This window comes from Pseudomonas sp. EB271-G4-1 (assembly GCF_058791355.1).
In genome coordinates this window covers 1-26,156 of sequence record NZ_JBYTEO010000082.1, presented here as the reverse complement: position 1 = coordinate 26,156, position 26,156 = coordinate 1, and the positions used below count along the sequence as shown (strand labels likewise).

At 60.1% G+C, this 26,156-nt stretch carries 22 protein-coding genes and 1 riboswitch; of the genes, 7 read left to right on the top strand and 15 right to left on the bottom strand.

Going from position 1 to position 26,156, the window contains the following annotated elements:
• The first annotated feature begins 445 nt into the window (after positions 1-445).
• The 5 genes from AC3WWR_RS27540 to AC3WWR_RS27520 are packed head-to-tail and all read left to right on the top strand — an operon-like array spanning position 446 to position 6,362.
• The gene (locus tag AC3WWR_RS27540; protein WP_492599221.1) at positions 446-2,176 is read left to right on the top strand and encodes a fatty acyl-AMP ligase; all 1,731 of its coding nucleotides are present in this window, start codon (positions 446-448) and stop codon (positions 2,174-2,176) included.
• Positions 2,173-3,090 (top strand): NAD-dependent epimerase/dehydratase family protein, encoded by a 918-nt coding sequence (locus AC3WWR_RS27535; protein WP_151142451.1) that lies wholly within the window; start codon positions 2,173-2,175, stop codon positions 3,088-3,090. Before AC3WWR_RS27540 ends, AC3WWR_RS27535 begins: the two co-directional genes overlap by 4 nt.
• 36 nt (positions 3,091-3,126) lie before the next feature.
• Entirely contained in the window at positions 3,127-3,387 is a 261-nt protein-coding gene (locus tag AC3WWR_RS27530) for an acyl carrier protein (protein ID WP_020797730.1), read from the top strand.
• On the top strand, positions 3,374-4,576 hold the full coding sequence (spt, locus tag AC3WWR_RS27525) for a serine palmitoyltransferase (RefSeq protein WP_151142449.1): 1,203 nt from the start codon (positions 3,374-3,376) through the stop codon (positions 4,574-4,576). Before AC3WWR_RS27530 ends, spt begins: the two co-directional genes overlap by 14 nt.
• 58 nt (positions 4,577-4,634) lie before the next feature.
• Complete coding sequence (locus AC3WWR_RS27520; RefSeq protein WP_492599220.1) at positions 4,635-6,362, top strand: ABC transporter ATP-binding protein; 1,728 nt, start codon at positions 4,635-4,637, stop codon at positions 6,360-6,362.
• A gap of 175 nt (positions 6,363-6,537) precedes the next feature.
• Here the strand turns inward: AC3WWR_RS27520 and AC3WWR_RS27515 are convergent, their stop codons facing one another.
• The 3 genes from AC3WWR_RS27515 to AC3WWR_RS27505 all read right to left on the bottom strand — a co-directional run bounded on the left by AC3WWR_RS27515 (position 6,538) and on the right by AC3WWR_RS27505 (position 11,457).
• On the bottom strand, positions 6,538-7,314 hold the full coding sequence (locus AC3WWR_RS27515; protein WP_083348914.1) for an SDR family NAD(P)-dependent oxidoreductase: 777 nt from the start codon (positions 7,312-7,314) through the stop codon (positions 6,538-6,540).
• Positions 7,315-7,367: 53 nt separating this feature from the next.
• A complete protein-coding gene (locus tag AC3WWR_RS27510; protein ID WP_492599219.1) occupies positions 7,368-9,479 on the bottom strand; it encodes a 3-hydroxyacyl-CoA dehydrogenase NAD-binding domain-containing protein in 2,112 nt (703 codons plus the stop codon).
• A gap of 175 nt (positions 9,480-9,654) precedes the next feature.
• Positions 9,655-11,457: an acyl-CoA dehydrogenase gene (locus AC3WWR_RS27505; RefSeq protein WP_492599218.1), complete on the bottom strand. Its 1,803-nt coding sequence runs from the start codon at positions 11,455-11,457 to the stop codon at positions 9,655-9,657.
• Between the two features lie 263 nt (positions 11,458-11,720).
• On the opposite strand from AC3WWR_RS27505, the gene AC3WWR_RS27500 reads away from it, so the two are divergent.
• Positions 11,721-12,566: an AraC family transcriptional regulator gene (locus AC3WWR_RS27500; RefSeq protein ID WP_454865759.1), complete on the top strand. Its 846-nt coding sequence runs from the start codon at positions 11,721-11,723 to the stop codon at positions 12,564-12,566.
• 45 nt (positions 12,567-12,611) lie between these two features.
• Here the strand turns inward: AC3WWR_RS27500 and AC3WWR_RS27495 are convergent, their stop codons facing one another.
• Positions 12,612-13,118, bottom strand: a complete 507-nt coding sequence (locus AC3WWR_RS27495) for a YkgB family protein (RefSeq protein ID WP_432669481.1) — start codon at positions 13,116-13,118, stop codon at positions 12,612-12,614.
• Positions 13,119-13,237: 119 nt separating this feature from the next.
• Positions 13,238-14,494 (bottom strand): MFS transporter, encoded by a 1,257-nt coding sequence (locus AC3WWR_RS27490; protein ID WP_020797740.1) that lies wholly within the window; start codon positions 14,492-14,494, stop codon positions 13,238-13,240.
• A 98-nt stretch (positions 14,495-14,592) separates the two neighbouring features.
• Between AC3WWR_RS27490 and AC3WWR_RS27485 the strand changes: the two genes are divergently transcribed.
• The gene (locus AC3WWR_RS27485) at positions 14,593-15,051 is read left to right on the top strand and encodes a winged helix-turn-helix transcriptional regulator (RefSeq protein ID WP_020797741.1); all 459 of its coding nucleotides are present in this window, start codon (positions 14,593-14,595) and stop codon (positions 15,049-15,051) included.
• Between the two features lie 48 nt (positions 15,052-15,099).
• Here the strand turns inward: AC3WWR_RS27485 and AC3WWR_RS27480 are convergent, their stop codons facing one another.
• The 10 genes from AC3WWR_RS27480 to AC3WWR_RS27435 form a co-directional block, all read right to left on the bottom strand.
• A complete protein-coding gene (locus AC3WWR_RS27480; RefSeq protein WP_033043439.1) occupies positions 15,100-15,495 on the bottom strand; it encodes a GFA family protein in 396 nt (131 codons plus the stop codon).
• Positions 15,496-15,526: 31 nt separating this feature from the next.
• Positions 15,527-15,922, bottom strand: a complete 396-nt coding sequence (locus AC3WWR_RS27475) for an avidin-fold protein (RefSeq protein ID WP_020797743.1) — start codon at positions 15,920-15,922, stop codon at positions 15,527-15,529.
• 52 nt (positions 15,923-15,974) lie between these two features.
• On the bottom strand, positions 15,975-16,580 hold the full coding sequence (locus AC3WWR_RS27470; protein ID WP_083348918.1) for a hypothetical protein: 606 nt from the start codon (positions 16,578-16,580) through the stop codon (positions 15,975-15,977).
• A 40-nt stretch (positions 16,581-16,620) separates the two neighbouring features.
• Complete coding sequence (locus tag AC3WWR_RS27465) at positions 16,621-17,955, bottom strand: OprD family porin (protein ID WP_083348919.1); 1,335 nt, start codon at positions 17,953-17,955, stop codon at positions 16,621-16,623.
• Positions 17,956-17,976: 21 nt separating this feature from the next.
• Positions 17,977-18,768 (bottom strand): ABC transporter ATP-binding protein, encoded by a 792-nt coding sequence (locus AC3WWR_RS27460; RefSeq protein WP_492599217.1) that lies wholly within the window; start codon positions 18,766-18,768, stop codon positions 17,977-17,979.
• Positions 18,765-19,781, bottom strand: a complete 1,017-nt coding sequence (locus AC3WWR_RS27455) for a FecCD family ABC transporter permease (protein ID WP_020797747.1) — start codon at positions 19,779-19,781, stop codon at positions 18,765-18,767. Before AC3WWR_RS27455 ends, AC3WWR_RS27460 begins: the two co-directional genes overlap by 4 nt.
• Positions 19,778-20,791: an ABC transporter substrate-binding protein gene (locus tag AC3WWR_RS27450; protein WP_020797748.1), complete on the bottom strand. Its 1,014-nt coding sequence runs from the start codon at positions 20,789-20,791 to the stop codon at positions 19,778-19,780. The genes AC3WWR_RS27455 and AC3WWR_RS27450 overlap by 4 nt, the downstream gene beginning before the upstream one ends.
• A 146-nt stretch (positions 20,792-20,937) precedes the next feature.
• Positions 20,938-21,132: riboswitch (cobalamin riboswitch) on the bottom strand.
• 33 nt (positions 21,133-21,165) lie between these two features.
• Entirely contained in the window at positions 21,166-22,332 is a 1,167-nt protein-coding gene (locus AC3WWR_RS27445) for an acetyltransferase domain-containing protein (RefSeq protein WP_151142447.1), read from the bottom strand.
• Between the two features lie 80 nt (positions 22,333-22,412).
• Positions 22,413-22,973 carry a lipocalin family protein gene (locus AC3WWR_RS27440; RefSeq protein ID WP_492599216.1) on the bottom strand — a complete coding sequence of 187 codons (561 nt, stop codon included), beginning with the start codon at positions 22,971-22,973 and terminating at the stop codon, positions 22,413-22,415.
• Between the two features lie 340 nt (positions 22,974-23,313).
• On the bottom strand, positions 23,314-25,158 hold the full coding sequence (locus AC3WWR_RS27435; protein ID WP_083348922.1) for a glycoside hydrolase family 15 protein: 1,845 nt from the start codon (positions 25,156-25,158) through the stop codon (positions 23,314-23,316).
• Between the last annotated feature and the right edge of the window lie 998 nt (positions 25,159-26,156).

Here is a 26,156-nt window from a genome sequence, read left to right as displayed (position 1 = left end):
GCCTTTTGCTTCCTTTTTGCTGGGCCGGCACTCCGGCGTTTGAAAAAGGGAGTCGCTGTAAAAGCGAAACCATAAGCCGCCGTTACCGCAGCAATGGATATACACCCCGTCCAATTCTTATCTACAACCCCACGCTTAAGTGAGCTGTATTACAGTAATCAGCGCACTTTGTGATAAACATCACGCTTGAGAACGAGAAGCTTTCATCGCGATTATTACTCGCCGGTCGTCGCTCATCCGGGAAAAAATTTGCGCTCATCCAGATGCCGATTAGTATTGCGTTAGGCTCTGTAAATAATTGAAAAGGCTGAGCCGGATATCCTTGGGGCCACGACTCCATGGAATCGGTCTTGAGGGCAGTAGAACGGCACGTGTTTTACTGGCGCAGGTGATAAATACGCTATTTGACTTGTCCTTACTTGGCTAAATGGATGGGTGTCTTCTTATGTCTGCGACCTTTTCAAACCAGGCACTTACCCAACGTCTAGCGGACTTTCCCACGCTGGTGGAAGCACTCGATTATGCCGCTTCAGGCCAGGGCGGCATGAACTTCTATGACAGACATTGCCGCTTGAATGCAGCGCTCGAATACTCAACGCTCAGAAGTAATGCTGTCTCGATTGCCCAGCGCCTACTTGGGCTCAAGTTGAACAAAGGCGATCGGGTTGCGCTCATCGCCGATACGCACCCAAGCTTTATCGAGTCGTTTTTCGCCTGCCAGTACGCTGGCTTGATCGCCGTTCCTCTGCTGGTTCCTGCCAGCCTGGGAAGCCATCGTTCCTATGTGGACAAGTTGAAAGGGTTGTTCGCCAATTGCACGCCGGCGGCCGTTTTGGGGGTGGAGGAATGGCTGCCCTATATCCGCGAAGCACTGGGGGACACCCGGCAGGTGTTCGTCGGGACGCTTGAGGCATTGGGCGAATTGCCCGCGTTGCAGACGTTACCCACGGTCGTGCCGGAGGACATCGCCTACCTGCAATACACGTCCGGCAGTACCCGCTTCCCGCGTGGCGTGATCATTACCCAGCGTGCGGTGATGGCCAACATCAGAGGCATCGTCGTGGACGGTGTTGGCGTTCGCGCAGGGGATCGGTGCGCCTCATGGTTGCCCTTTTATCATGACATGGGGCTGGTGGGTTTTGTCCTGGCGCCCATGGCGGCGCAATTGACTGTCGACTACTTGCACACCCGGGATTTCGCCACTCGGCCCGGGCAATGGCTCAAGCTTATCAGCCAGAATCGAGTCACTGTCTCGGTGGCGCCGCCCTTTGGCTATGACCTTTGTACCCGGCGAGTCCGGGACCTGGAAAAAACGCCGCTGGATCTCTCCTGCTGGCGCGTGGCGGGGATCGGGGCAGAACCGATTCGGGCATCGGTGTTAAGCCGTTTCGCCGAGTGTTTTCTCGACACCGGATTCGATCCGGCTGCCTTCACGCCTTGCTACGGTCTGGCGGAAAGCACGCTGGCCGTCAGCTTCGCCCGTCGCGGGGTGGGGGTGCAAGTGGACCATGTCGCGCGCTCGGTATTGGAGCATCAGTTCAGGGCGCAGGCGAGCGCCGCCGATGATCCGGCAAGCTGCGCCTTCACCAACTGTGGCGCCCCTTTGCCCGGCCATCGCGTGGAAATCCGCAACGCTGCGGGGCGGCAGGTTGCGGAGCGTGAGGTAGGGCAGATATTCGTCCAGGGACCCAGCGTAATGTCAGGTTATTTCAATGACCCACAGAGCACCCGGGCAGTCCTGGAAGATGGCTGGCTGAACACCGGTGACCTGGGCTACCTGTCCCAGGGTGAACTGCATATCACCGGTCGGAGCAAGGATTTGCTGATTGTGCGCGGTCGCAACATCTGGCCCCAGGATATTGAATTCCTGGTGGAATCCGAACCTGAACTGAGGCCCGGCGATGCGATTGTATTCGTCGTTCCCGTCGATGATGAGACCCAGGTCGTGGTCCAGATTCAATGCCGCATCCGTGAGCCAGAAGGTCGTGAACGCCTGGTCCGTACCCTGGTGGCGAAGATCACCAGTGAGTTCGGTCTCACTGCTGACGTGCACCTTGTGCCTCCTCACTCGTTGCCGCGAACCTCCTCGGGCAAGCCTTCCCGTGCCGAAGCCCTTGAACGATTTTTGGCCCAGGCGAACACCGACCTTCCTTATCCAGCGCTGGAGGTGACGTGAGTGCTCGCGTTGTTTCGCTCACTGGCGCGACTGGCTTCATAGGCAGTGTCCTACGCGAACGGCTCATCACCCGTGGCGTGGAGGTCCGTGCCCTGGCTCGCTCCAGGAGCGCAATGACAGCGGATGGAACAAAGTGGATCAGCGGAACACTGGAAGATGAACAGGCCCTGGCCGAGCTCACCAGGGGGGCAGATACAGTCATTCATTGCGCAGGGAAGGTCAGGGGCAGGAATGCCCGAGACTTCGACGAGGTCAATGTGCAGGGCAGCAAGCGCTTGATGGAGGCGGCGCGGATGAGTGGGAGTTGCGAGCGTTTTCTGCTGATCTCGTCCCTTGCCGCTCGCTATCCGACATTGTCCTGGTACGCCGCTTCCAAATTCGAAGGGGAATGCCAGGTCAGGGAGGCGGCCGGGACGATACCCGTGTGCATTTTCAGGCCAACCGCCGTATATGGACCAGGCGACCGCGAGTTGCGCCCGGTGTTCGAGTGGCTCCTGCGGGGCTGGCTGGTCACGCCCGGTAAAGGCGATTCACTGCTTAGCTTTCTGCATGTCGACGATCTGGTCAGTGCCGTCATGCAGTGGTTGGATGCGCCTGTCATGCAATCGCAGACCTTTGAATTATGTGATGGCCAGGCGCAAGGGTACGACTGGGCAAGCCTGGCCAGCATCGCCACCGATATCCGCAATGCGCCGGTACGGCAAGCGGTAGTGCCTGCCAAGGTGTTGAAGGGGATCGCACGAGCGAACCTGGTGCTGTCGCGCTTCACCCGCCAGGCGCCCATGCTGACCCCCGGTAAAGTCAATGAGCTGATGCACCCTGACTGGACTTGCAGCAATGCCCGCATCAGCGCGGCATTGGGTTGGGAGCCTCGGATTCTTTTGCGCCAGGCCTTGCACGATCACTTGTTCTGAACGGGTGACGGGCTACTGAACTCAAGGAGCGCCACGTTGATCTCAAAAGAAGCGATACTCGAAAAGGTGATAGTGCTCATCAAGAAACTTGCACCTGATGGAGCGCTAATAACACCGGATACCGACCTGATCCAGGACCTGGGGATTGAGTCAATAAGGGTGATGGACATGTTGATGGAACTGGAGGACGAGTACGACATCTCGATCGAGCTCAATGTTCTGGTGAAGGTGCGCACCCCCGAGCAGTTGGCCCAGGCCATTCTTACCCTGATGGAGCCTAAATATGGGACTGTTTGACAAGTTCGGCAAGCTGGCAGCCGAACGCGCCAGTCTCTGCGACTCACAGATCCATCCCTTTGGAATTCGCATCGATGAGATGTATTCCCCAACCGAGGGCCTGATCCAGGGTAAGCGGGTGATTCTTGCCGGCACCAATAACTATCTTGGGCTCACCTTCGACCCCGCCAGCATCAAGGCGGCGCAGCGCTCGCTGGAGCTTGAAGGAACCGGCACCACCGGCTCTCGCATGGCCAACGGCAGTTACGCCGGGCACAGCGCGCTGGAAGAAGAACTGGTCGATTTCCTGGGGCGGCGTTCTGTCATTGTGTTCTCGACAGGCTATGTCGCCAACCTGGCTGTCATCGGGACGTTGGCGGGATCGCGCGAGGTAGTGCTGCTTGACGCCGACTGCCACGCGAGCATCTACGACGCTTGCAAGCTGGGAGGTGCGGAGGTGATCCGGTTTCGCCATAACGATGCCGCTGACCTGGAGCGGCGTATGGTTCGGCTCGGTGAGCGCGCCCGAGAAGCGATCATCCTGGTGGAGGGGATCTATAGCATGTTGGGTGACCAGGCGCCACTGCGGGAAATAGTCGACGTCAAGCGCCGCCTCGGAGGGTACCTGCTGGTTGACGAGGCTCATTCCTTCGGCGTCCTGGGGGCTAATGGCCGGGGCTTGGCCGAGGAGTTGGGCGTAGACTCGGAGGTAGACATCCTGTTGGGAACGTTCAGCAAGAGTTTGGGCGCCGTGGGCGGATTTGCCGCCTGCCACGACGCGCAAATGGACCTGCTGCGCTACGCCAGCAGGCCTTATATTTTTACCGCTTCGCCATCTCCTTCTGCGATTGCCTCGGTAAGGTCGGCGCTGATGGCCATAAAAAGACGCCCGGAACTGCGCAGTCAGCTATGGTCGAACGCACGGCGTCTTTATCAGGGCTTGGCCGATTCCGGTTACCAACTGGGACCACAAGTCAGCCCGGTGATTGCCGTCATGTTGAAATCGCCTCACGAAGGCCTTGCGGTCTGGCGGGCGCTGATGGAGAAGGGCGTGTATGTCAATCTGGTCCTTCCGCCGGCGACACCCGGCGCGGTCACCCTGGTGCGATGCAGCGTCAGTGCGGCGCATACAGCTGGACAAATAGACCATATCATCGAGGCCTTCGCTTCTTTGCGTGGTCCGATGGGGCCCGTCGCAGGAAACGCTTGATCAGTGTCCCAGGATGTTGGTGAGCTGATCTATACCTACGTCATAGCGAACCACAGTCATGCGGATTATTTTTGCCTTTGGCCGCTCCTATCCGGCCCGCACCGTGCTGATGCTCCTGAGCCTGCTGCTGGCAGGGGTGGTTGAAAGCGTCAGTTTGAGCACGATGCTGCCCTTGATATCGGCCATGCTTGAAGACCAGCCCCATTCGAAGCTGGCGGTCTACGTCTTCGGGGCGATGAACTCGATTGGCCTGCAGCCGACGATCGCGAACATGCTGGTGGTCATTGTCGTGGGCATGACGCTGAGCAACCTGCTGATACTGTTGGGCAACCGTCAAGTGGGCTATACCGTGGCACACGTGGCAACCGACCTGCGTGTGAGCCTCATCAAGGCATTGCTGGGTAGCCGCTGGGAATATTACCTGCGCCAACCCTCCGGAGCACTGGCCAATGCCGTGGCAACCGAAGCCTTCCGGGCTTCAACAGCCTATGAGCATGCGGCCAATATGCTGGCGCTGGGTATCCAGGCGGCGGCCTATGCACTGATCGCGCTTTTTGTCTCGTGGCAGGCCGCGCTCCTGTCACTGGTGATCGGCTTCGTCCTGCTGGCTGCCGTGCGAGGTCTGGTCAAGACATCGCGACGTGTCGGGAAAAGCCAAACCCGCCTGATGCGTGAGTTGCTGGTGCACCTGACGGACACCCTTGGCTCGGTGAAACCGCTCAAGGCCATGGCACGCGATGACATCGCCGATTCCTTGCTGCGTCGTCACGCCGGCGAGCTCAATACCGCATTGGAGCGCGAAGTGATGAGCCGCGAAACGCTGCGGGCCTTGCAGGAGCCCATGCTGGCGATCCTTGCCGCCGCGGGCCTCTACGCGGGGCTGGTCATCGGCGGCATGCCGCTGTCTTCGGTGATGGTGTTGATCTTCGTGGTAGTGCGCATGCTGGGGTTGCTGCACAAGGCACAGCAGCGCTATCACCGGATGGCCGCGCAAGAGAGCGCCTATTGGGCCATTAACGAGTCGATCGACAACGCTATTGCCGATGCCGAGCCTGTCGGAGGGACTTGCACGCCTTCCTTGCAGCGGCATATCGCTTTTGAAAATATCAGTTTTGGCTACGGCGGGCGGCAGGTTCTTGACAACGTGTCGATGAATTTCCCGGTCGGTTCATTCACCACCATGATCGGTCCTTCCGGCTCCGGCAAGACCACCGTGCTCGACCTGATCTGTGCGCTGCTCGCGCCACAGTCCGGACGCATCAGGGTCGACGACTGTGACTTGCATGCCCTGGACAGGAAGGCCTGGCGCCGAATGATCGGCTACGTCACCCAGGAAACCCTACTGCTGCACGATAGCATCCTGGCGAACGTCACCTTGGGAGACAGGGCCTTGAACGCCGCCGACGCAGAGCGCGCGCTGCGTCAGGCCGGTGCATGGCAGTTTGTGCAGGAATGCCCTGGCGGACTGCAATCGATCGTCGGCGAGCGCGGGGCCAAACTCTCAGGAGGGCAAAGGCAGCGTATCGTCATCGCGCGTGCCCTGGCCCATCGCCCCAGGCTGCTGATCCTGGACGAAGCCACCAGCGCCCTCGATCCCGAGTCGGAGGCCGAAATATGCCAGGTGCTGAAGAATCTCACGCCTGGCATCACGGTCATCGCAGTGTCGCACAGGCCTGCCGTGATCCGCATTGCGGATCAGATTCTCGAGGTCCGAGACGGCAAGGTACTGGCCACGCACCATGCCGTCGGTCCTGATGGCACTCGGGCTGACGAGGCGAAAGCCTGAGAAAAGCGCAGGGGTAGGGGGCGTCCGGTCTGTAGGAGCGAGCATGCTCGCGAAAAACCTGAGAGCACCGCGGCGTGTCAGGCTCCTCGCGACATCGTTGACCTCCATCGTCGGAACGCCGCCCGGAGCATGCTCGCTCCTACAGAGATATCCGTTCATTCGCGGGAGCTAGCGTTTACAGGCTGCCGACCAGATGGCCGCCGTCCACTGCCAGGACCGCGCCTGTCATGAAGGCGCCGGCCTCGCTCGCGAGCAGGAGAAACGGGCCTTCCAGTTCCTGCAGGCTTCCCAGTCGTCGCATCGGTACGGTGTCGCGTATATACGCCTGGCCCTTTTCGCTGTCGAAATACTCATCGTTCATTTCGGTCTTGAAGTAACCCGGCGCAATGGCATTCACGCGGATCTGGTAGCGCGCCAGTTCCAGCGCCAGGGATTTGCTCAGTTGCACCACGCCAGCCTTCGCCGCGCAGTAGTGGCTGTAGCCAGTGCCTACGCGCAGCCCGAGCATCGAGGCGATGTTGACGATGCTGCCAGGTCGCTGCGCCTTTGCGAGGCGTTGCGCCGCACACTGGGCAACGCGCCAGACGCCGTCGAGGTTGGTCGACAGTATCGCCCGCCAATCGGCTTCGCTGATCTCCAGCACGCGCTGGCCGTTGCCGATGCCGGCATTGTTGAGCACTACATCCACCACACCGAACGCAGCTTGGGCGGCGTCAAACGCTGCTTCGACGCTGTCGCGATCGGTAACGTCCAAGGCCACGGCCATAGCCTCACCGCCAGTCTGGCGAATTTCGTCTGCCAGTTGCTGCAAGCGCTCCACGCGCCGGGCGCCCAGTACTACGCGCGCACCCGCATCGCTGGCCACGCGCGCCAGATGCGCGCCAATGCCGCTGGAGGCACCGGTGACCAGTACCGTCTTGCCAATCAGGGAAAAACCGGGGTTTTCATTCATCGCATTGTTCCTGTCGGGGAGTGGATCGGCCGCCCATGGCGGCCGATCGGGACTCAGATTCGTTCGATGCGGGTCTTGCCGGCAGCCACCAGGTGTTCCAGCAACGGGGCAGGGTGGAACCACATCTCGCCGTATTCGCCGAGGGCCTTGCGGTAATGGCGGATACCGTCCAGCACCTTGTCCAGGCCGATCTGCTCGGCATAATGCATCGGCCCGCCGAGCCACGCCGGGAAGCCGTAACCGTTGATCCACACCAGGTCGATATCGCCACTGCGCTCGGCAATGCCTTCGTCGAGCAGCTGGATGCCCTCGTTGATCAGCATGAACAGGCAGCGGTCATGAATCTCCTGCGTGGCGATCGGCCGGCGGCGGATGTCCAGTTCGCCGGCGATGCGTTCGGCCAGGGTGATGACCTCGAAGTCCTCCTTGCGCTCGCGACCCTCATAGATATACGCACCGCGCCGGGTCTTCTGGCCGAAGCGGCCGAGGGCGTTCAGTTCGTCAGCCAGGCGGCAATAGCTCGGATCATGGGCAATCGCTTCACGACGCGACTCGCGCACCAGGAAGCTGACGTCGATCCCGGCCAGGTCGTGCATCGCCATCACCCCCATGGCCAGGCCGAGGTCAGTCAGCACCTGGTCGATTTGCGCTGGCGTAGCGCCCTCCAATACCAGGCGATGGGCTTCGCGGGAGTAGGGTTCGAGCATGCGATTGCCGATGAAGCCGAAGCACACGCCGGACACTACCGGGATTTTTCCAATCGTCTTGCCCAGTTTCAGTGTGGTCGCCAGCACCTCGGGCGCGGTGAGTTTGCCGCGAACCACTTCGAGCAGGCGCATCACATTGGCCGGACTGAAAAAGTGCAGGCCGATGACGTCTTGCGGGCGGCGCGTAACCGCGGCGATCTGGTCGACATCGAGGGTGGAGGTGTTGCTGGCCAGAATCGCGCCTGGCTTGCACACCTCATCCAGGGTGCGGAACACTTGTTGCTTGATCGGCAGGCTTTCGAACACCGCCTCGATCACCAGGTCGCACTCGGCAATGTCGGCATAGTCAAGGGTGCCGGTGAGCAAGGCCATGCGCTGGTCGAGCTGTTCCTGGGTCAGCTTGCCGCGTTGCCGGCTGATCTCATAGCTGCTGCGGATTTGGCCCAGCCCACGCTCCAGCGCCTCGGGTTTGAGCTCCAGCAGCGTGACGGGGATGCCCACGTTGGCGAAGTTCATGGCGATGCCACCGCCCATGGTCCCGGCGCCGATCACCGCGACCCGGGCGACCGGACGCAAGGCAGTGTTAGCGGTGACACCGGCCACTTTGCCGGCCTCGCGCTCGGCGAAAAACACATGGCGCAAGGCCTGGGATTGCGTCGAGGCTTCGGCTTCCTTGAACAGGGCGACTTCGCGCTGCAGGCCGGCCTGCAACGGCAGCACGCAGGCCGACTCGACGGCCGCCAGCAACAGTCGGGGCGCCAGGCGGTTTTTCCAGCGCGGTTCGTGGCTGGCCCGATAGTCTGTGAAATACCCTTCGGGCAGGGCGGCGGCCGGGTTGGCGTGACGTTCTGCGGGGCGTGCCGGTGCGCTTTCGCGGATCAACTCCTGGGCGAAGTGACGTGCGCCATCGAGCAGGCATTCGCCGTCCCCGGGCAAGCGGTCGATCAAGCCGAGCTCAAGGGCCCTGCCTGCGCTGACAGGCTGGCCGGAGATCATCATTTCCAGTGCCGGTTCGGCACCGATCAGTCGCGGCAAACGTTGGGTCCCGCCCGCACCGGGCAATAGGCCCAGGTTGATTTCCGGCAGGCCGAGGCGGCTGTCGGCAGCGCTGATGCGGTAACCGCAGGCCAGCGCCAGCTCCAGCCCGCCACCGAGGGCGAAGCGATCGATGCTGGCAATCAGTGGTTTGTCGATTTGGGTCAGACGCAACAGCAAGTCGGGCAGCGAAGGGGCGGCGAAAGACCCGGGAAGGCCGAATTCGCTGATATCGGCACCGGCGCAGAACAAGCCGTTTGCACCGTGCACGATGATCGCCGAGACGGCAGGATCGCTGGCGGCGCGCTCACAGGCGTCGAGAATGGCCGCACGCAGGGGTTGCCCCAGTGCGTTGACCGGCTTTGATGCCAGGCCGATCAGGGCGAGGTTGTCTTCGACGTGGTAGGTGACCAGGTTGCTCATGTTGATTTCCCGAAATTTATTGTTATCACGGCCCCCTGTAGGAGCGAGCATGCTCCGGGCGGCGTTCCGACGATGAACTTCCAAACACCGCGTGAATCCTGAAAGCACGCGTTATCGTTGACGACCATCGTCGGAACGCCGCCCGGAGCATGCTCGCTCCTACAGGGGAGGGGCATTAGAACCAGCGGTCCTGCATGTAGTAGGCGACATGGTTGGCTTCAGTGAGCAGCCGCCCCTGGGACTCCAGCGACGCCAGTTCCCAGGTCATGTAGTAATGCGCAGCCTGCAACTTGCCTTGATAGAAATCGGCGTCGCTGTCGCCAGCGCCCGAACCCAGGGCGCGGCTGGCCAGCAGGGCCTGGCGCAACCAGATCCAGCCGACCACCACGCGTCCAAACAGGTCCAGATAGGGCGTGGCATTGGCCATGCCGAGGTTGGCATCGGCCGTCACCTGCGCTTGCAGGCTGGTGGTGACTTGCTCGAGTACGCGCAAGGCATCGGCCAGCAGTGCCGCGAGCGGCGCACAGTGTGGGTCGCTGTTGGCGGTGAGCAGGGTGGCAAGCACTTCGGCAGTGAACAGTCGATAGCCGTCACCTCCGCGCGGCCCCAGTTTTCGACCTAGCAGGTCGATGGCCTGGATGCCTTCGGTGCCTTCATGAATCGGGTTCAGGCGATTGTCGCGGTAGTACTGTTCCAGCGGGTATTCGCGGGTATAACCGGCGCCGCCAAGCACCTGGACGCCAATCTCGGACGCGAGCAGGCCGTAGCGCGAGGGGTAGGTCTTGACCACCGGCGTCAGCAGGTCGAGCAATTCGCCGGCATTGTTGCGCGCCAGCGCAGTGGTCGCGGTGTGGGCATCTTCCACCAGGCTGCTGGCATACAAGCACAGCGCCAGGCTGCCCTCGGCGTAGACCTTCTGTTGCAGCAGCATCCGACGCACATCGGCGTGCTCGATGATGCGCACCTGGGGTGCCGCCGGGTTCTTGTTCCCGGGCAAGCGGCCCTGTGGCCGCTGGCGGGCGTAGTCCAGGGCGTGAATGTAGCTCTGGTAGGCGAGGCTGGCGGCCCCGAGGCCGACACCGATGCGGGCCTCGTTCATCATCTGGAACATGTAGCTCAGGCCCTGATGTTCCTCACCGACCAGGTAGCCCACGGCGCCGTCGTGCTCGCCGAAGCTGAGCACCGTGGACGTGGTGTTGCGATAGCCCATCTTGTGCAGCAGGCCGGCCAGCGCCACGTCGTTGCGCGCACCGACGCTGCCATCGGCATTGACCAGGAACTTGGGCACCAGGAACAGCGAAATGCCCTTGGTCCCGGCCGGCGCGCCTTCGATGCGGGCCAACACCATGTGCACGATGTTATCGGTCAGTTCGTGGTCGCCACCGGAGATGAACATCTTCTGGCCGAAGATCTGGTAAGTGCCGTTTTCAGCCGGGCGTGCCAGGGTGCGCAGGTCGCCCAGCGCCGAGCCCTGGCCGGGTTCGGTGAGGGCCATCGTGCCGCTGAAGCGACCGTCGAGCATCGGCGCCAGGAAGCGTTCAAGCAACGGTGGACTGGCAAAGGCCCTGAGCAGATTGGTCGCGCCGATGCTCAGGAAGGAATAGGCGACCGTGGAAATATTCGCCGCGTTGAAGTAGGCCATGCAAGCTCGCAGGATCACTTCCGGCAATTGCAGGCCGCCATCGGCAAAGTCGTGGTGGGCGGCCAGGAACCCGGCCTGGGCAAAGGCGTCCCAGGCGACTTTGGTTTCGGCGATCATGTGAACCCGCTCGCCATCGAAGGTCGGTTCGTTGGCATCGCCCTTGTGATTGTGCGGGGCGAACAGCTCAGCGGCGATCTGGCGGGCGGTGGTGAGAGAAGCGTCGAACACGCCGCGGTCGTGCTCGGCGTAGCGCGGGCGTTGCAGCAACGCTTCGGTATCGAGCAGCTCGTAAAGCTGGAAGCGCAGTTCGCGTTCGTTGAGCAGCAGGTCAGTCATGGCATCTCTCGTCAAACAGTGTCGAGTGTGGGCCATGGAAGCAATTCTCGGCCCGTTACAGGCGTCCACAATAGTGTGATGTGCCGGGCTTTTATCCCCCTCCTTTGGGGGAGGCCCGGACGTCGTCAGGTGATGGAAACAGTGTCCTCGCCCGCAACAGGCGCGAAGAGAGAGCCTCGAAGGTTCCAGGCACGGGGCTTGCGTCGAAGCACCCACCGCCGATGCTATGATCTGAGCGTCTAGGCCTGGCCAAGAGATCGTCCATGGATCGCCTGTCTACCTTGTTTTCGCAGTTCGGCGTACGCGCAAACCTGTTTTACAACGGCAGGTTATGCGGCCTCGCGTCCTACGATGGTGCGCAAGGGCGTGGTTATATTCATCTGCTGCAGGCGGGCAGCGTCACGTTGCTGGGCGCCGATCGCAAGGACGTGCTGCTGACCCGGCCCAGCCTGATTTTCATGCCACGCCCCAGCCGGCATCAGTTGTTTGCCAATGAGTCCGAGGGCGCTCAACTGTTGTGTGCCTCAATGGAGTTCGAGGGCGGAATCGATAATCCGTTGGCGGCTTCGTTACCCGATTACCTGGTGTTGTCCCTGGATGAACTGCCCATGCTGGCCGATACGCTGAAGTGGATGTTCGGCGAAGCAGCGAGCGCGCATTGTGGCAGGGAGGCAGCTCTGGAGCGTTTATTTGAACTGCTGATCATCCTGTTGTTTCGGCATCTGCTTGATCACCAACAATTGCGCACCGGAATGATGGCCGGCCTGGCCGATCCGCGGTTGGCGCGCTCCCTGGTGCAAATTCACAACGCACCCGAGCGTGCCTGGTCAATTGCGCAACTTGCGAGCGAGTCGAATATGTCGCGCGCGGCCTACGCGGTGCATTTTCGCGACGTCATCGGGCAGACACCTGCCGAATATCTGTTGAGTTGGCGGATCAGCCTGGCGCAGAAGCGTCTGCGTGAAGGGCGGTCGATTACGCTGATCGCCGCCGAGGTCGGCTATGAAAGCCCTTCGGCACTGGCACGTGCGTTTCGACGCAAGACGGGCTGCAGCCCGCGGGACTGGGTGAAAGACCTGGCGGGAGACGATGATGGGGCAATGGCCTGAAAGCATCGAACTGCTTCAGGCCATCGCGCAGGGTCGATCATCGGTTCAACGGCTTTGCAGCTCAGTCAGCGAGTGGCCGGCGATAAATATCGAGGCGGCAAGCAAGCCGATGTCCTTGAGCAGAAACTGCCCCGGCGCCACCGAGATGCCTGGAAAACCGAGGCCGGGTTCAATCACGCCGGGGGTCGAGAACATGAAGCTCAAGGTGGTGAAGAACAGTCCGGCAGACAGGGCTGCGCCGATCAATGAAAGCTTGGGTGACAGCAAGCGACCTGCAATCAGGACCCCGATCGAGACCTCCAGGATGCCGAGCAGGCTGGAGAAGGTATCGACACTGAAAATGTCGTAGACCCAACCCAGCAGAGGGCTGTTGCTCACCAACGGAACCAGCCCGACGGCTTCGTAGTGGGTGAACTTCATCCCGCCAAACCAGAAGTAAATGACGGCGAGTGCAAAGTAGGCACCATAGGTGCCAAGCGCCATGGTTTTGATCCCGAGCGTGGAAGAGCTTTGTACGTTGGTGCTGCTGTTGTCGATGCTTAAGGTTTTCATGATCAAGGCTTCCAGGAGAGTGGTGAGGAACGCTAATCAACAACCCGGCGCGGTGTGCGTTGGGAGTGCGGACAGTGTTGCCTTGGATGCCATGCTCGTGGCGCCAGAACGTATTGCATTCAGTGCAGATCGTCTTGACTTGGCGACGAGAAAAACCACAAGACCAGAGCAGCAGCACTGATCGAGGCGCCCAGCAGGCTGACGGCCATCCAGCCCCAAAGCGCATAAACCTGGGTCGCTGCGGCGGCTCCCAGCGCGCTGCCGACCGAGTAGAAGCACATGTAGGCGCCGACCATGCGACTGTGCGCGTCGGGTCGTGCGGCGAAGATGATGCTCTGGTTGCTGACGTGTACTGCCTGCACCGCAAAGTCGAGCAGGACGACGCCGCAGACCAGGGCGACCAGGGACGTCTGGGCGAATGCAATGGGCAACCAGGACAGCGTCAGGAGCCCTAGCGAAATGCCGGTCACTCGTTGCCCCAGGCCTTGATCGGCCCAGCGACCGGCTCTTCTGGCCGCCAGGGCACCGGCGACGCCGGCCAGGCCAAACAGGCCGATAGCCGTGTGTGACAGCGACAGCGGCGGGGCGCTCAAGGGCAGCACCATGGACGTCCACAACACGGAAAAAGCGGCAAAGATCAGCATCGCCAACAGGCCTCTGGCGCGTAACGTGGGCTCGGTAATGAATAGGGTGAACAGCGAACGGATGAGCGTGAGGTAGCTGTCTTGATGCCTTGGCACTGCCGTTACGGGCACGCTTTTCCACAGCACCGCCGCGAGCGTAAGCATCAGCCCTGAAGACACAAAGTACACGGCGCGCCAGCCCGCGATGTCCGCAATCACGCCAGAGGTAAACCGCGCCAGAAGAATGCCCAGGACAATCCCGCTGGTTACCGTCCCGACGGCTTGCCCGCGTTGCGAGGGCGTTGCCAGCGCGGCGGCGTATGCCACAAGTACCTGTACGACCACGGCCAGCAGGCCCATCACGATCATGGCACTCAACAGGGCCAGCCATTGCTGGGCAGCACCGACCGCCGCCAGCGCCAACGCCGACAGCAGCACTTGCGCCAGAATCAGCCGCTTGTGATTGACCAGATCCCCCAGCGGGACGATGAACAGCAGCCCCAGCGCGTAACCCACCTGGGTGGCCGTCACCACAATCCCGATCATAGATGAGTCCACGCCCAGACTCTGGGCCATGGAATCGAGTAACGGTTGCGCGAAGTAAACGTTGCCGACTGCAAGTGCGCAGGTGATGGAAAACAATAACGTCAGCGATGGTGAAAGCCCTGGAGAGTGTTCGAACCCGGTGCATTCGCCGATTTGCCCAGGCCGCCTGACCAGGCATTGGGCCGCTGAATCGGTATCTGCTGTCATGTGCGCCTCCGTGGCGTTAAACTGGTTGCAAATTAAAACCTGAATCTATTGTTGGCATGACAGGTTTCAAATTGCAACCACATTCCCGGGAGTAAAAAATGCTCGACGACGCTACGCCACAAGGCAACGAATGCCCGGTCGCAAGAACACTGGAAGCCATTGGCGATCGCTGGTCGCTCATGATCATCCGCGATGCCTTTGACGACATTCGCCGGTTCAGCGAATTTCAGAAGAGCCTGGGCGTGGCCAAGAATATTCTGGCTTCGCGACTGAAGACTCTGGTCGAGATCGGGATATTCGACATCCGACCGGCGTCGGATGGCAGCGCCTACAAGGAGTACGTGCTGACAGAGAAAGGACGGGAGATCTTTCCGTTGGTGGTCTGCATGAGGCAGTGGGGCGAACGATTCCTGTTCGAGCCGCAGGAGACCCGTTCTGTGCTGTTGGACAATGCGTCCGGCAAGCCGTTGATGCCGATTGAGGTGCGCTCAGCGAGCGGGCAGACGCTGGGGCCCGCTGATTGCCACAGGGTTAGACTGGTTGATGGCGAGTCGTGAATCGGCTGTTGTCATTCCAGAAGTGGTGAGGGCCAAGCAAACTTTCCATCATCGCCCAGGCTGCCATTGTGAGTACCCTGGCAGACCCTCCCCATTCAGCCACGCCACGTCCTGCTCCGTCCAGATGTGATATTCGGGCCTGGAACCAGGATCCTCGTCCAGCGTCGCCACGCGCACGATCATCGCGCTTGAGCCGTTACGCTCTGCCGCAAGGTGCGATCCGCAGTGCGAGCAGAAGTGTCGGATCTTCCCGGGAGTTGACTCGAAAGGCCTCAACGCGTCCAGGCCTCGTGTCCACCTGAAATGCTCTTTCAACACGCCAGCCGTGGAGACATAAGCAGCGGCATGGGTCTTGCGGCAGGTGCTGCAGTGACAATGGCTGATCGGCATATCAATGCTGTCGATCTCATAGCCTACAGCCCCACAAGCGCAGCTTCCTTTCATTTTGTCCTCCGGTTTGGGCACTGTGTGAAGATCACGGCTTTTTGCAGTCTGACGGCGTTTGCCAAGCGACAAGCTCGACGTAGCTCGACTCCCCACCTCCAGTCGCACCCGACAACCAACCCCATACGAAGGACAGGGTGGTCCGCCCCTCGTGATCAACGCCTACCGTGCCACGAGACCAGCCGGACAGAATCTCACCCTCCGTGGTCAGGCAATGAAAAAGCAGCTCGATGGTCTCGGGGCCTGTCACGCGGCCGACCTGATGGCCCATGCGGATCTTGCCGCCCTGGTAGGTACTTGAAATGGCATCTCCCTCGACCTGGTAGTGAAACACCGTGCCTGCACCGGACAGCCCGTGGGTATTGCCTGCTACCGTGAATCGGCGATTGTTCAAACGTTCGGTGACTTGAGAAAAGGGGCTTTCCATGAATGTTGCTTCCTTGTAGTGGAGAGGGTCCATCTTAGCGTTGGAGTACTGATTACTTTCCGGGGAGCGATGCGATCATTTGATCAAATGCCGTTACCGAATATCTCCCATCAAGGTTGCCGACGGTGGGCATTTTTGAAGGAAACCCGAATCGCACTCTGCCGGGAAGCACTTCATCCATGGCTGAGTACCAAGTCAGCAGCGCTTGTTGGAGGCGCACGTGTAGCTCGAATTTGCTGCGTCGGCGGGTGGTGTCTGCTTTGGCACGCGCGCGCGCGAGCTGGGGATCGATGCGGCCAACAATATAACAGTCAGCAAAGCCAATACGTCCTTGTGCGATCGTTTCTCTTGTAGCGTCCAACTCTACCCGCCACTCGGGTTCGCTCGCCTCGCCGATTTGCCAAAGGCTCCAGATGTAGTGGAGCTTGAGAGGATCACTGTCACATAAGGCCCACGAAGAGGTGTTTTCCATGGCCAACGTTTGTTGCCAGCGATCCACGTTTCGCTCTGCCCAAAAGGTGGCTGCTCCGACTGGATTCTTTATCCGGTCCGGCTCGTTATCAAAACGGCCGTTTTCGGGAATGACATGCTGCTTTCCATGCTCGGCGCACCAAGTGGTTTTCCCACTGGCGCTGATACCTTCAACAACCAGGATCATTGTTATGACTGCTCCATTAATTGCGTCATTGCGGCACGCGTCAAAACCTTCCCGTCAGCGGATACTCCACAGCCAGGCGTATCTGGTCGGTGTCCAGTTCTGCCTGTGCGGTATTGCCCCGATGCACATTGTATTGCAACGACAGGGTGGTGCCTTTCGCCGTGCCACCTTGCACCACATGGCGCACCTGCAGGTCACGCTCCCAATGTTTGCCGCCTTCGCCATAACCCAGGTAGGCGTAGCCGCCTTGCGGGTCGACATGGCTTCCATCGATCCGGCTGCCGCGCACATAGGCGGCGCTCATGGACAGGCCCGGTAACCCCCAGGGGCTGGCATCGAGATCGTAGCGGGCTTGCCAGGACTGTTCATGGGGAGCGTTGAAGTCCGACAGCTGGACGGCGTTGCTGATGAAGATAGCGCCACGGGTGACGTAGTCAAACGGTGTGTTGGCGTCCACCTTCTGATAGCCGAGGCTGAAGCCATGGGGGCCTTGGGTGTAAGTGGACATCAGGCTCCAGGTCGTGCTGTCGATCCTGCCGGACAGCGACTTGCCCTCATCCGTGGTGCGGTACAGGTTCAGGTTGATCGACAACGCGCGGGTTTCATCCAGCGGCTGGATGAAGGAGCTACCCAGGTAATGCTGGTTCCAGGTGTCCTCATAGCGCGATGTATAGGCGCTGACGGTCAGCTTCTTTGCCGGTGTGAAGACCACGCCCGCGAGATCGAAGGCATTGCCTTTCACGGCGTTGGAGTAGTTGACCACAAAGCCCTGGTCATGGCTGCTGGCGTTCCGATCGGTACTTTCGCTGAAATGACCAGCTACCAGCGTCAGCGCCTCGAACTCGTTGCTTGTGAGAAACACCCCGGTGGCGGTCTCCGGGAGCAGACGGCTATCGGACGAACTGAATACCGGCGTTTTCACGCGCTGTTCGCCATAGCTCAGCACGGTCGATGACCGGCGCAGTTTGAGTGCCGCACCGCCGCGGCTGAACGCATCCTTGGGATGTCCCTGGTTGTCGAGACCGAGCAATCGCGCTTTCCCTGCGCGGCCACCGCCGCTGTCGAGTTGTGCCCCGAGGTAGGCATGGGCATCCATGCCCACCCCGATCAAGCCCTGGGTGAAGCCCGATTGCACCGTCGCCATCAGCCCGTAGGCCCATTCTTCGGCGTAGCCATTACGCTCATCACGCGGTTTGTAGGCATTACGCGCAGCGCCATTGCGGGCGCCATTGAGGTACTCGCGATGGTCGTAAACCGTGCGATTGAGCACGCTCCAGGCGCTGTCCTGGATAAATCCCTTGGCTTGCGATTGAACTGAATCGGCGAGTGCGAGAGGGCTTGCCAGGGCGAAGAGAATGGCTGATCGGGTATGCATTCCGGGGTGTCCACAAACAAATCAGGATGAGCGCAAGCGCAGGATGTGCGTGCCGTCGAAGGGGTCAATGAGGTAGTGCGCGTGCACCCCGAAAGTCTCCAGCAGGCGTCGCGGGGTCAACACCTCGAGCGGCTTGCCAAGGGCCACCAAGCGCCCTTTTTCCAGCACCGCCAGACGATCGCAGGTGAGTGCCTGGTTGAGGTCGTGCAGGGCAATCACGGTGGTCACGGGCAATGCGTGAACAACGTGCAGAATCGCCATCTGGTGCTGGATATCCAGGTGGTTGGTCGGTTCGTCCAGCAACAGGATCTGCGGGCGCTGGGCCAGGGCGCGAGCGATATGCACGCGCTGACGCTCGCCGCCAGAGAGGCTACGCCACGTGCGCCTGCAAAGATGCGTCGCATCGACGTCGCGCAAGGCTTGATGGACGATGTCTTCGTCCGCCTTCGACCATGGACTCAAGGCCGACAACCACGGCGTTCGGCCCAGGGCCACGGCATCGAACACACTGATCGCATCCAGGGTGTCGGCCTGCTGCTCAACCACCGCCAGGGTTTGGGCGATGGTTCGCCGGGACAGGGCCTTGAGGTCTTGGCCGTTGAGATGGACCGCTCCCCGGCTGGGCCCACGCACGCCGGCCAGCAGTTTGAGCAGGGTGGATTTTCCAGAGCCGTTGGGCCCGACAAGGCCCAGGGTTTCGCCACGACGAATGTCCAGGTGAATCTGGTGCAGAAGTTCAACTTCGCGGATATGCAATCCGAGGCTGGAACAACTCAGCACGGTTTCGTCGGTAACCGGCGCAAGCGCATTCATCGGGCATTCCTCCGACCGACCAGGATCAGCGCAAACACCGGCGCGCCGACCAATGCCGTAATCACGCCGACCGGAATTACCTGGCCCTTGATCAAGGTTCGCGACAGCACATCGGCGGCCACCAGAAACACCGCACCGCCCAGCGCACTCGCCGGCAACAGGCGGGTATGCCGAGTGCCCAGCAACAGCCTTGCGGCGTGGGGAATGACCAGTCCAACGAAACCGATAGAGCCGACAATCGACACCATCACCGCCGTCACCAGGGCGGCGCAACTGATCAACAGAAATTGCACGGGACGAACCGCAATGCCGAGTGAGGCCGCGGAGTCGGCGCCAAAGGTGAAGGCATCCAGTGCCCGCCGGTGCCACAGGCAAACCGCCAGGCCGGCCACCGCAACCGGTACAGCCAGCCACACGGAGGGCCAGCGCACGCCACTGAGATTGCCCAGTAGCCAGAACATGATGCCGCGAGCCTGTTCGGAACTGGCCGACTTGGTGATCAGGAACGCGGTGAGCGCATTGAACAGTTGTGAACCGGCAATGCCCGCCAGGATGATCTGGCCGGTACTGCCGGGCGAACCGCTGGCACGGCCCAGCAATACCACGACGGTGAAGGCGGCGACGGCGCCGGCAAACGCCCCGGCCGACATCGAAATTGCTCCGGCACCCAGGCCCAGCAACGCCACCAGCACCGCACCCGTCGAGGCCCCCGCGGAAATGCCAAGCAGGTAGGGATCGGCCAACGGGTTGCGCAGCAACGATTGCAGGATCACCCCGCAGGTCGCCAGGCCCGCCCCGCAAGCCGCCGCCACCAACGCGCGAGTCAGGCGGTAGTTCCAGACGATGCCCTCATCGATAGGATCGAGGACATACCCGGCCATCCACATTTTATTGGCCAACACCTGGAACACCACGCCGGGTTCGATGCGGGTTTCACCGATGGCCACGCCGGCGATCACGGCCACGAGCAGCATCACCAGTGCAAGCAGAGTGCGAATCAGCGTTGCGGTCATTTTGGCAGGTCGTAGCGGTTGATGGCCGTTGCCAGCGATTCGAGACCGTCGAACATTCTCAAGCTGGCCTGCATGGCCATGGCGTCGAGGATAATGATGCGGTTGTTTTTCACCGCGTCCATGTTGCGGGTCACGGGATCGCTGCGCAGGAATTGCAGTTTCCGTTGATAGTCGTCAGCCGGGAAACGCCGGCGATCCATGCGGGCGATGACCAGGAATGTCGGGTTGGCCTTGGCGATGGTTTCCCAGCCAACGGTTGGCCACTCTTCGTCGGACTGCACCACATTGCGCACGCCCAAGGTGCCCAGCATGAAGTCGGGGATGCCCTTGTGCCCGGCGACATAGGGATCGATGTCCAGGCTGGCACTGGAAAACCAGACCAGCGCGCTGGTGTGCGTGAGGTCTTTGCCTTGCACCGCGGCAATGGACTTGGCCAGGCTGGCCTGCAGTTGCGCGTTCAGTTGCTGCCCGCGCGCCTGGACATCAAAAATCTCGGCCAGCTGGGTAATGCTCTTGTAGAGACTGTCAATGCGAAACGGCTGCAGGCGGGTGCCGTCGGCCCCCACCAGGTTGTCCTTGGATTCGCAGTCCGAGGGCATGAGATAGGTTGGAATCTGCAGTTCGTGAAACTGCTCGCGGGTAGCGACTGCGCCTTGCGGGCCGACCATCCACTCAAGTTCGACAGCGACCAGTTCCGGGCGCTTGCCGATGACCGACTCGAAACTCGGCTCGTTATCGGCCAGGCGTTCGATCCTGTCGTTTTGCCCCTTGTATTTGCCCAGCACATCATTGAACCACAGCGAAGTGCCGACCAGTTTGTCACCGAGTCCCAGGGCGAAGAGCATTTCGGTGCCGGCCTGGCCGATAGTCACCGCCCGGACAGGGGCGTGCGTGAACGTCAGTGTGCTGCCGCAGTTCTCGATCGTCAGCGGGTAATGAGTAGGGGAGGCACAGGCGAGGGCAGAAAGTCCCAGGCCGGTGACGAGGGCGAAAAAGCGCGGCAACAGCATGATGCAATCTCCATTTGAACCGTACACGCAGCCAGGGTGCAAGGTCTGGAAAACACATCATCGAGCGCTGCCGAAAACAGCAGTGCAAGGCCCATCACCTGAGTGACGCGCGCGCAGATGTCCTTCCCGGACACCCCGCCGGTTAGTGATTTGTTGCTTGGCCGGCAGGTCTCCTGACTGATGCGTCATGGCGTGCTCCAGCCTTCCCGGGAATCGATCCCAGTGGCAGTTCAGGAGCAGGCTCGGCACCTACAGTTGCGGGGGCAGTTCCGTTTGATGCGTTGGCAGCATCACGGATTCCCTATTAATCCCGTTTGGGAACCGGCGGCGGCATGGTAGTCGATCATGCCGCCCGAGGCGAACCCATCGCCTGATCAGAAGTATTTGAGCCAGGCGATATCGCGACGACGCGCCTTCAATGCGGCGAACCAGCGCACCGGTGGATACAGCGTTGCCGCCAGGAGCACGGCGATCAGCCATACGGTACCTATGCCGTGGAAGCCGAAGTAGTCGCCCTGGTTCAGGCCGAAAAATGCCGCGCTGAGCAGATAAAGCATTTTCAGCACATACAGATGGAGCAGGTAGAAAAACATCGGTGCCGCGCCAAATACCGCCAGGATGCTGATCCATTGGCGCTGCCGGGCCCGCTCGAAGCCAAGCAGCAGTAAAAGCCCCACGCCCAGTGTCAGGCACAGGAACAGCAGGGAAGGGGGGTACTTGGTGATGTTGAAGAAACTCATGAGGGTTTCTGTCGTGCTTTCATGAACCACCCACTGCGCTTCGCCATAACCGTTGACCAGGCGCAGGGCGATGAAACCGATCAATGCACAGGCACCTGTCAGCAACAGATAACGCTGACGCATTGCGAACGAGGTAGAGCGCGCGAACCACGGACCGATGCAGTAACCCAGGGCGATGACGCCGATCCACGGCAGCACGGGGTAGGAGGTGCGCAGGCGCAAGTGGTCGGAGAATTCGATCCAGCCGCGATCATGCAAAATCGCCCAAGGCAGGTGCAGCGCCGATCCGGGCGGGAAGTGCAGGGGATCGAGCAGGTTGTGCAAACCGACTATGGCCAGGCCCAGGACACACAATATTGGCCGAGGTAGCCAGGCCAATACAGAGAGAGCAATCATGCTGACACCAATCGCCCAGATCACCTGCAGGTAGATCACAGCAGGCGGGAACTGAAAGGTCCAGGCGAAATTCACCAGGGTGAACTCCAGCACAACCAGGAACAGGCCACGCTTGAACAGGAACATCGACGGCGTGCCCTGGTGCTTCTCACCGTACAGGAATGCCGACAGTCCAGTGAGCAGAACGAACACCGGCGCACACAAATGTGCGAGGGTGCGGCTGAAAAACAACGTTGGCTCCGTGCTGTCGACGAGCATCGGGTCGGTGACCTGGCGGTGCAGGAAGAACGTCTCGCGCACATGGTCCAGCAGCATGAAAATAATCACCAGGCCCCTGAGGGCATCGATGGACGTCAGGCGTTGGCCCAGGCGGGTGATGGGCGGGATTTGAACAAGGTTTGTCATCGAAAGTCGCAGGCAGGGGGTGGGTCACGCTGTCGGTTAGCAATCGACAGTTTCTATGTTGTTATAACGTAACATACACCCTATTGCTGTGTCATCAGCAGCCGCTCTACCGTAAAACCTTTGTTTCTCAGTCGTTTCAATAGGGCTGCGTAAGCTTGAGGGGCTACGTGAGTTGTTCGAGACAAAATCCACAAATATTTGCGAGTCGGCTCACTGACGGCGGCCAGTTGATATTGGTTGTCAATATCTACAATCCAGTAGTCCCCCCACACTGCCGGAAGGAACGACAGCCATTCTGGCGCGAAACGCACTTTAAGCTTTGGAGAGTGGGTATCACCCACTTGATGACCAGTGGCGATAAAAAGATAGGGTTGGCCATTGCGCAATCGACAGCGGTAGAGCGCTTGCACGGTACCGTCGGCTTGCAGGTGAAAATCGGTGCGGGTGAAGCCCGCGCACTTTTTCTGAAACTGATTGGGGGTTCGGGCGATCTCGTACCAGATGCCCATGAACCGAGGAAGATCAATACTGACGACAGGTTGCAATGAGCGATTGGGGCTGTCTGCCTGATTACCAGAAACGGTAGAACTCAAACCGGCCCAAATCAGGCCAGTAAAAAAGTAGTCAAGTATTCTGCGCATAGCACTATCGCTCAAAACTGGCGACTCATACCCCTTTTGCCGTTGGAAAGTCTGGTGAACAACCTGGTTCTTAGGTTCAACGATAGACCTAAAGCCAGTTCAATCCATTGTATCGCTCCAATTTGGTACTGATGAACGGCGGCCGTGCTTGTTGAGCCAGGCGAGTTTGCTGCATAGATGTGAATGACCCCGGGTTTTATAAGTGCTCTCTAGGCTCGCGGTGCAATGTGTTTGAAACTCAATCGGTGACAGCTGAATGTCCAATAATTGCAAGTTAGACGGCTTTCAAATGCACGCTGGTGAACGGCCGACGCGACGATAGGAATTCTCGGTAACGCAGTCATTCGTGCGGGGGACATGGCCTGGCGTTCGTGGTTACCAGCCGCTCACCTGTGCGGCTCGATTCATCTAACTGCCCCGGCGCCAGTGAAAGCAATCGTGCGGTATTGATAAGCGCCATATGGCTTAAGGCCTGCGGGAAGTTTCCTAGCATGTGTCCGCTGCGAGGGTCGAACTCCTCGGCGAGCAGGCCAACGTCGTTGCGCAAAGCTAGCAGGCGCTCGAACAGCGCCTCGGCCTCAACTTGACGACCGGTCACGGCGAGGCAGTCGGCTAACCAAAAACTGCAAGGCAGAAAGGCACCTTCGCCTGGCGGTAGGCCGTCGACGGCCGTCGCAGTCTCAACGCGGTAGCGCAGCACCAGGCCGTCGACCACAAGTTCGCGTTCGATCGCAGCGATCGTGGATCGTACTCGAGAATCGTCCGGCGGCAGAAAGCCTACCAGTGGGATGAGTAGCAGGCTGGCATCAAGCGCCGTACTGCCGTAATGCTGAGTGAAGCACTTACGTTTCACATCGAAGCCAGCTTCGCAGACCTGCGCATGAATTTGTTCGCGGGTTCGACGCCAGGCCGCAACGGGGCCCTCTAAGCCATAGCGTTCGACCGCTTTTATACCTCGATCGAAGGCAACCCAAGCCATTACCTTCGAGTGCGTGAAATGCCGTCGAGGCCCACGGACTTCCCAGATACCCTCATCAGGCTCTTGCCAATGGCTGTCAAGATAGTTCAGCAAGGCACACTGGATGTTCCAAGCATGCGGCTGCAGCACCTGACCCGCCGCGCGCGCCAAATGCAGGGTGTCCATCACTTCTCCATAGACGTCGAGCTGGAACTGTTCCGCCGCTGCATTGCCTATGCGCACCGGTGCGGCCTGCATATAGCCAGGAAGCCACGGGATTTCGGTTTCTTTAAGCCGGCGTTCGCCTGTCACGCTGTACAGTATCTGCAGGTCGGCCGGGCTACCCGCCACAGCGCGCAACAGCCAGTCGCACCAAGCCAGAGCCTCGTCGGTATAACCAGCGAGTAGCAGAGCGTTTAGTGTGAAGGTCGCGTCGCGTAGCCAGCAGTAACGGTAGTCCCAGTTACGCACGCCACCCGGGTACTCGGGCAGCGAGGTGGTTGGTGCTGCGACGATGCCACCTGTGGGCTGGTAGATGAGTGCCTTTAGCGTGAGTAAGGAGCGCAGCACTGCATCCTGCCAGCGGCATTCAAAGCGACAGCGCCCAGACCAATTCTGCCAGTGGCGCTCGGTTTGCTCCAGCGTACTTTCGGCGTCAATGGCGTGCTGTGCCGGTTCATGCGACGGCCGGTAATTGAGCACGAAAGGCACGCGCTCACCGACTCCGACTTCAAAGTCGGCCCGTGAGGTCATCTGCTCGCCACGTATGTGTACAGGGGTATGCAGTTCGAGAGTGTCTGGCCCGGCAGTCGCGAACAGCGCGCCATTGTGCCGGGTTACCCAAGGGACAATGGAGCCGTAATCAAAACGGATAACGAGTTCCATTCCCATGGCGACGCGCCCCCGCAGGCCTACGACGATGCGTAACACATCCCAACGTTCGTTCGATAATGGCATGCAATCAATCAGGCGTACTGCACCAGAAGGGGTCTCGAAGTCTGTTTCCAGGATTAAAGTACCTTCGCGATATCGGCGACTTACCGAAGTGATTTTTTCGCGTGGGGCAATCGCCCAGCGCCCATTCTCTGAGCCACCTAGCAGGGCTGCGAAGCAGGCGCCCGAGTCGAAATAGGGCAAGCACAGCCAATCGATCGAACCATCACGGCCCACCAGTGCGGCGGTATGGCCGTCACCGATCATGGCGTATTGCTCTATAGGCATGGACATTGTTCAACTCGCCGAATCAGAATGCTGCCAGCCGTAATCGGTGTTATCGAGTGCGGTCAGTAACGGCTGATGTTTTGGCCTCAATGCGGATCTTGGCTAAAGCGTTCATGGGCGACCTCTACGATGAGGTCCCTAAGAAATCATAGCAGGGGGTTGCCTTGCGTGTAGCGGCTCAAGTGATGCAATAGGCCAAGGCCAAGGCCAAGGCCAAGGCCAAGACTGATGCGTGATGCCCGGAAAGTTTTACTACTCTGCACGGGGTGTGCATCATCGCGCAGCCCAAAACATATTCCACGCTCGTGCAAGCTTATTGGCCACCTTGGGAAAGAACCGGGCCTATCCTGCATCGCCGAAGATCACCTTGGCCATGGCATTAATGTGCGCGAAGCGGAACAACCGATGTGAGCGCCCGGCAGAGACATCTCTGTATTCCGCCCGCGATGTCCGGAGATGGTATGCCCAAGCTCTGCTGCCAAGGCTGGAGCATAAGAACAACCCAGCTTCTGGCATCAGATGGTGCAGCGCTAATCGTGGCTTCGTGTGAAGCTGTGGCTCATCACCAATTGCCGCATCCCCAGTTCGGGATTAGTAACCTCCTGCAATCTGACATCTTGCAGCTGCTGAACTACGCTTTGGTTCCAGGACTCATGGAAACGACATGCATTGAATGTCATCGTCAAACTCCGCGTAGGAACCTGTTAATCAAGGAGCAGGCAGATGCGGGACAGGTTTCTTCCAATACTGGTCGCCGTTTTAAGCATGTCCTGGTCTGTTTTGCTCTTCGCAGAAGACGCACTGCACCCTGTTGAACATCCTCCTGCAGATCTCAAAGTCGCCAATCGCAGCATCATGGTCTTCCGTGCAACTCTGCTGGGAGAGTCCCCGGACACTCGAGCGAAGCGCGCGAAAACGGTGATCAACTGCGTATTTCGCTCATCGTGACCGGTCATTTCGCTAACAACGTGACCGATTCCTGCCCCCCATTGCGCGGGGTCTAA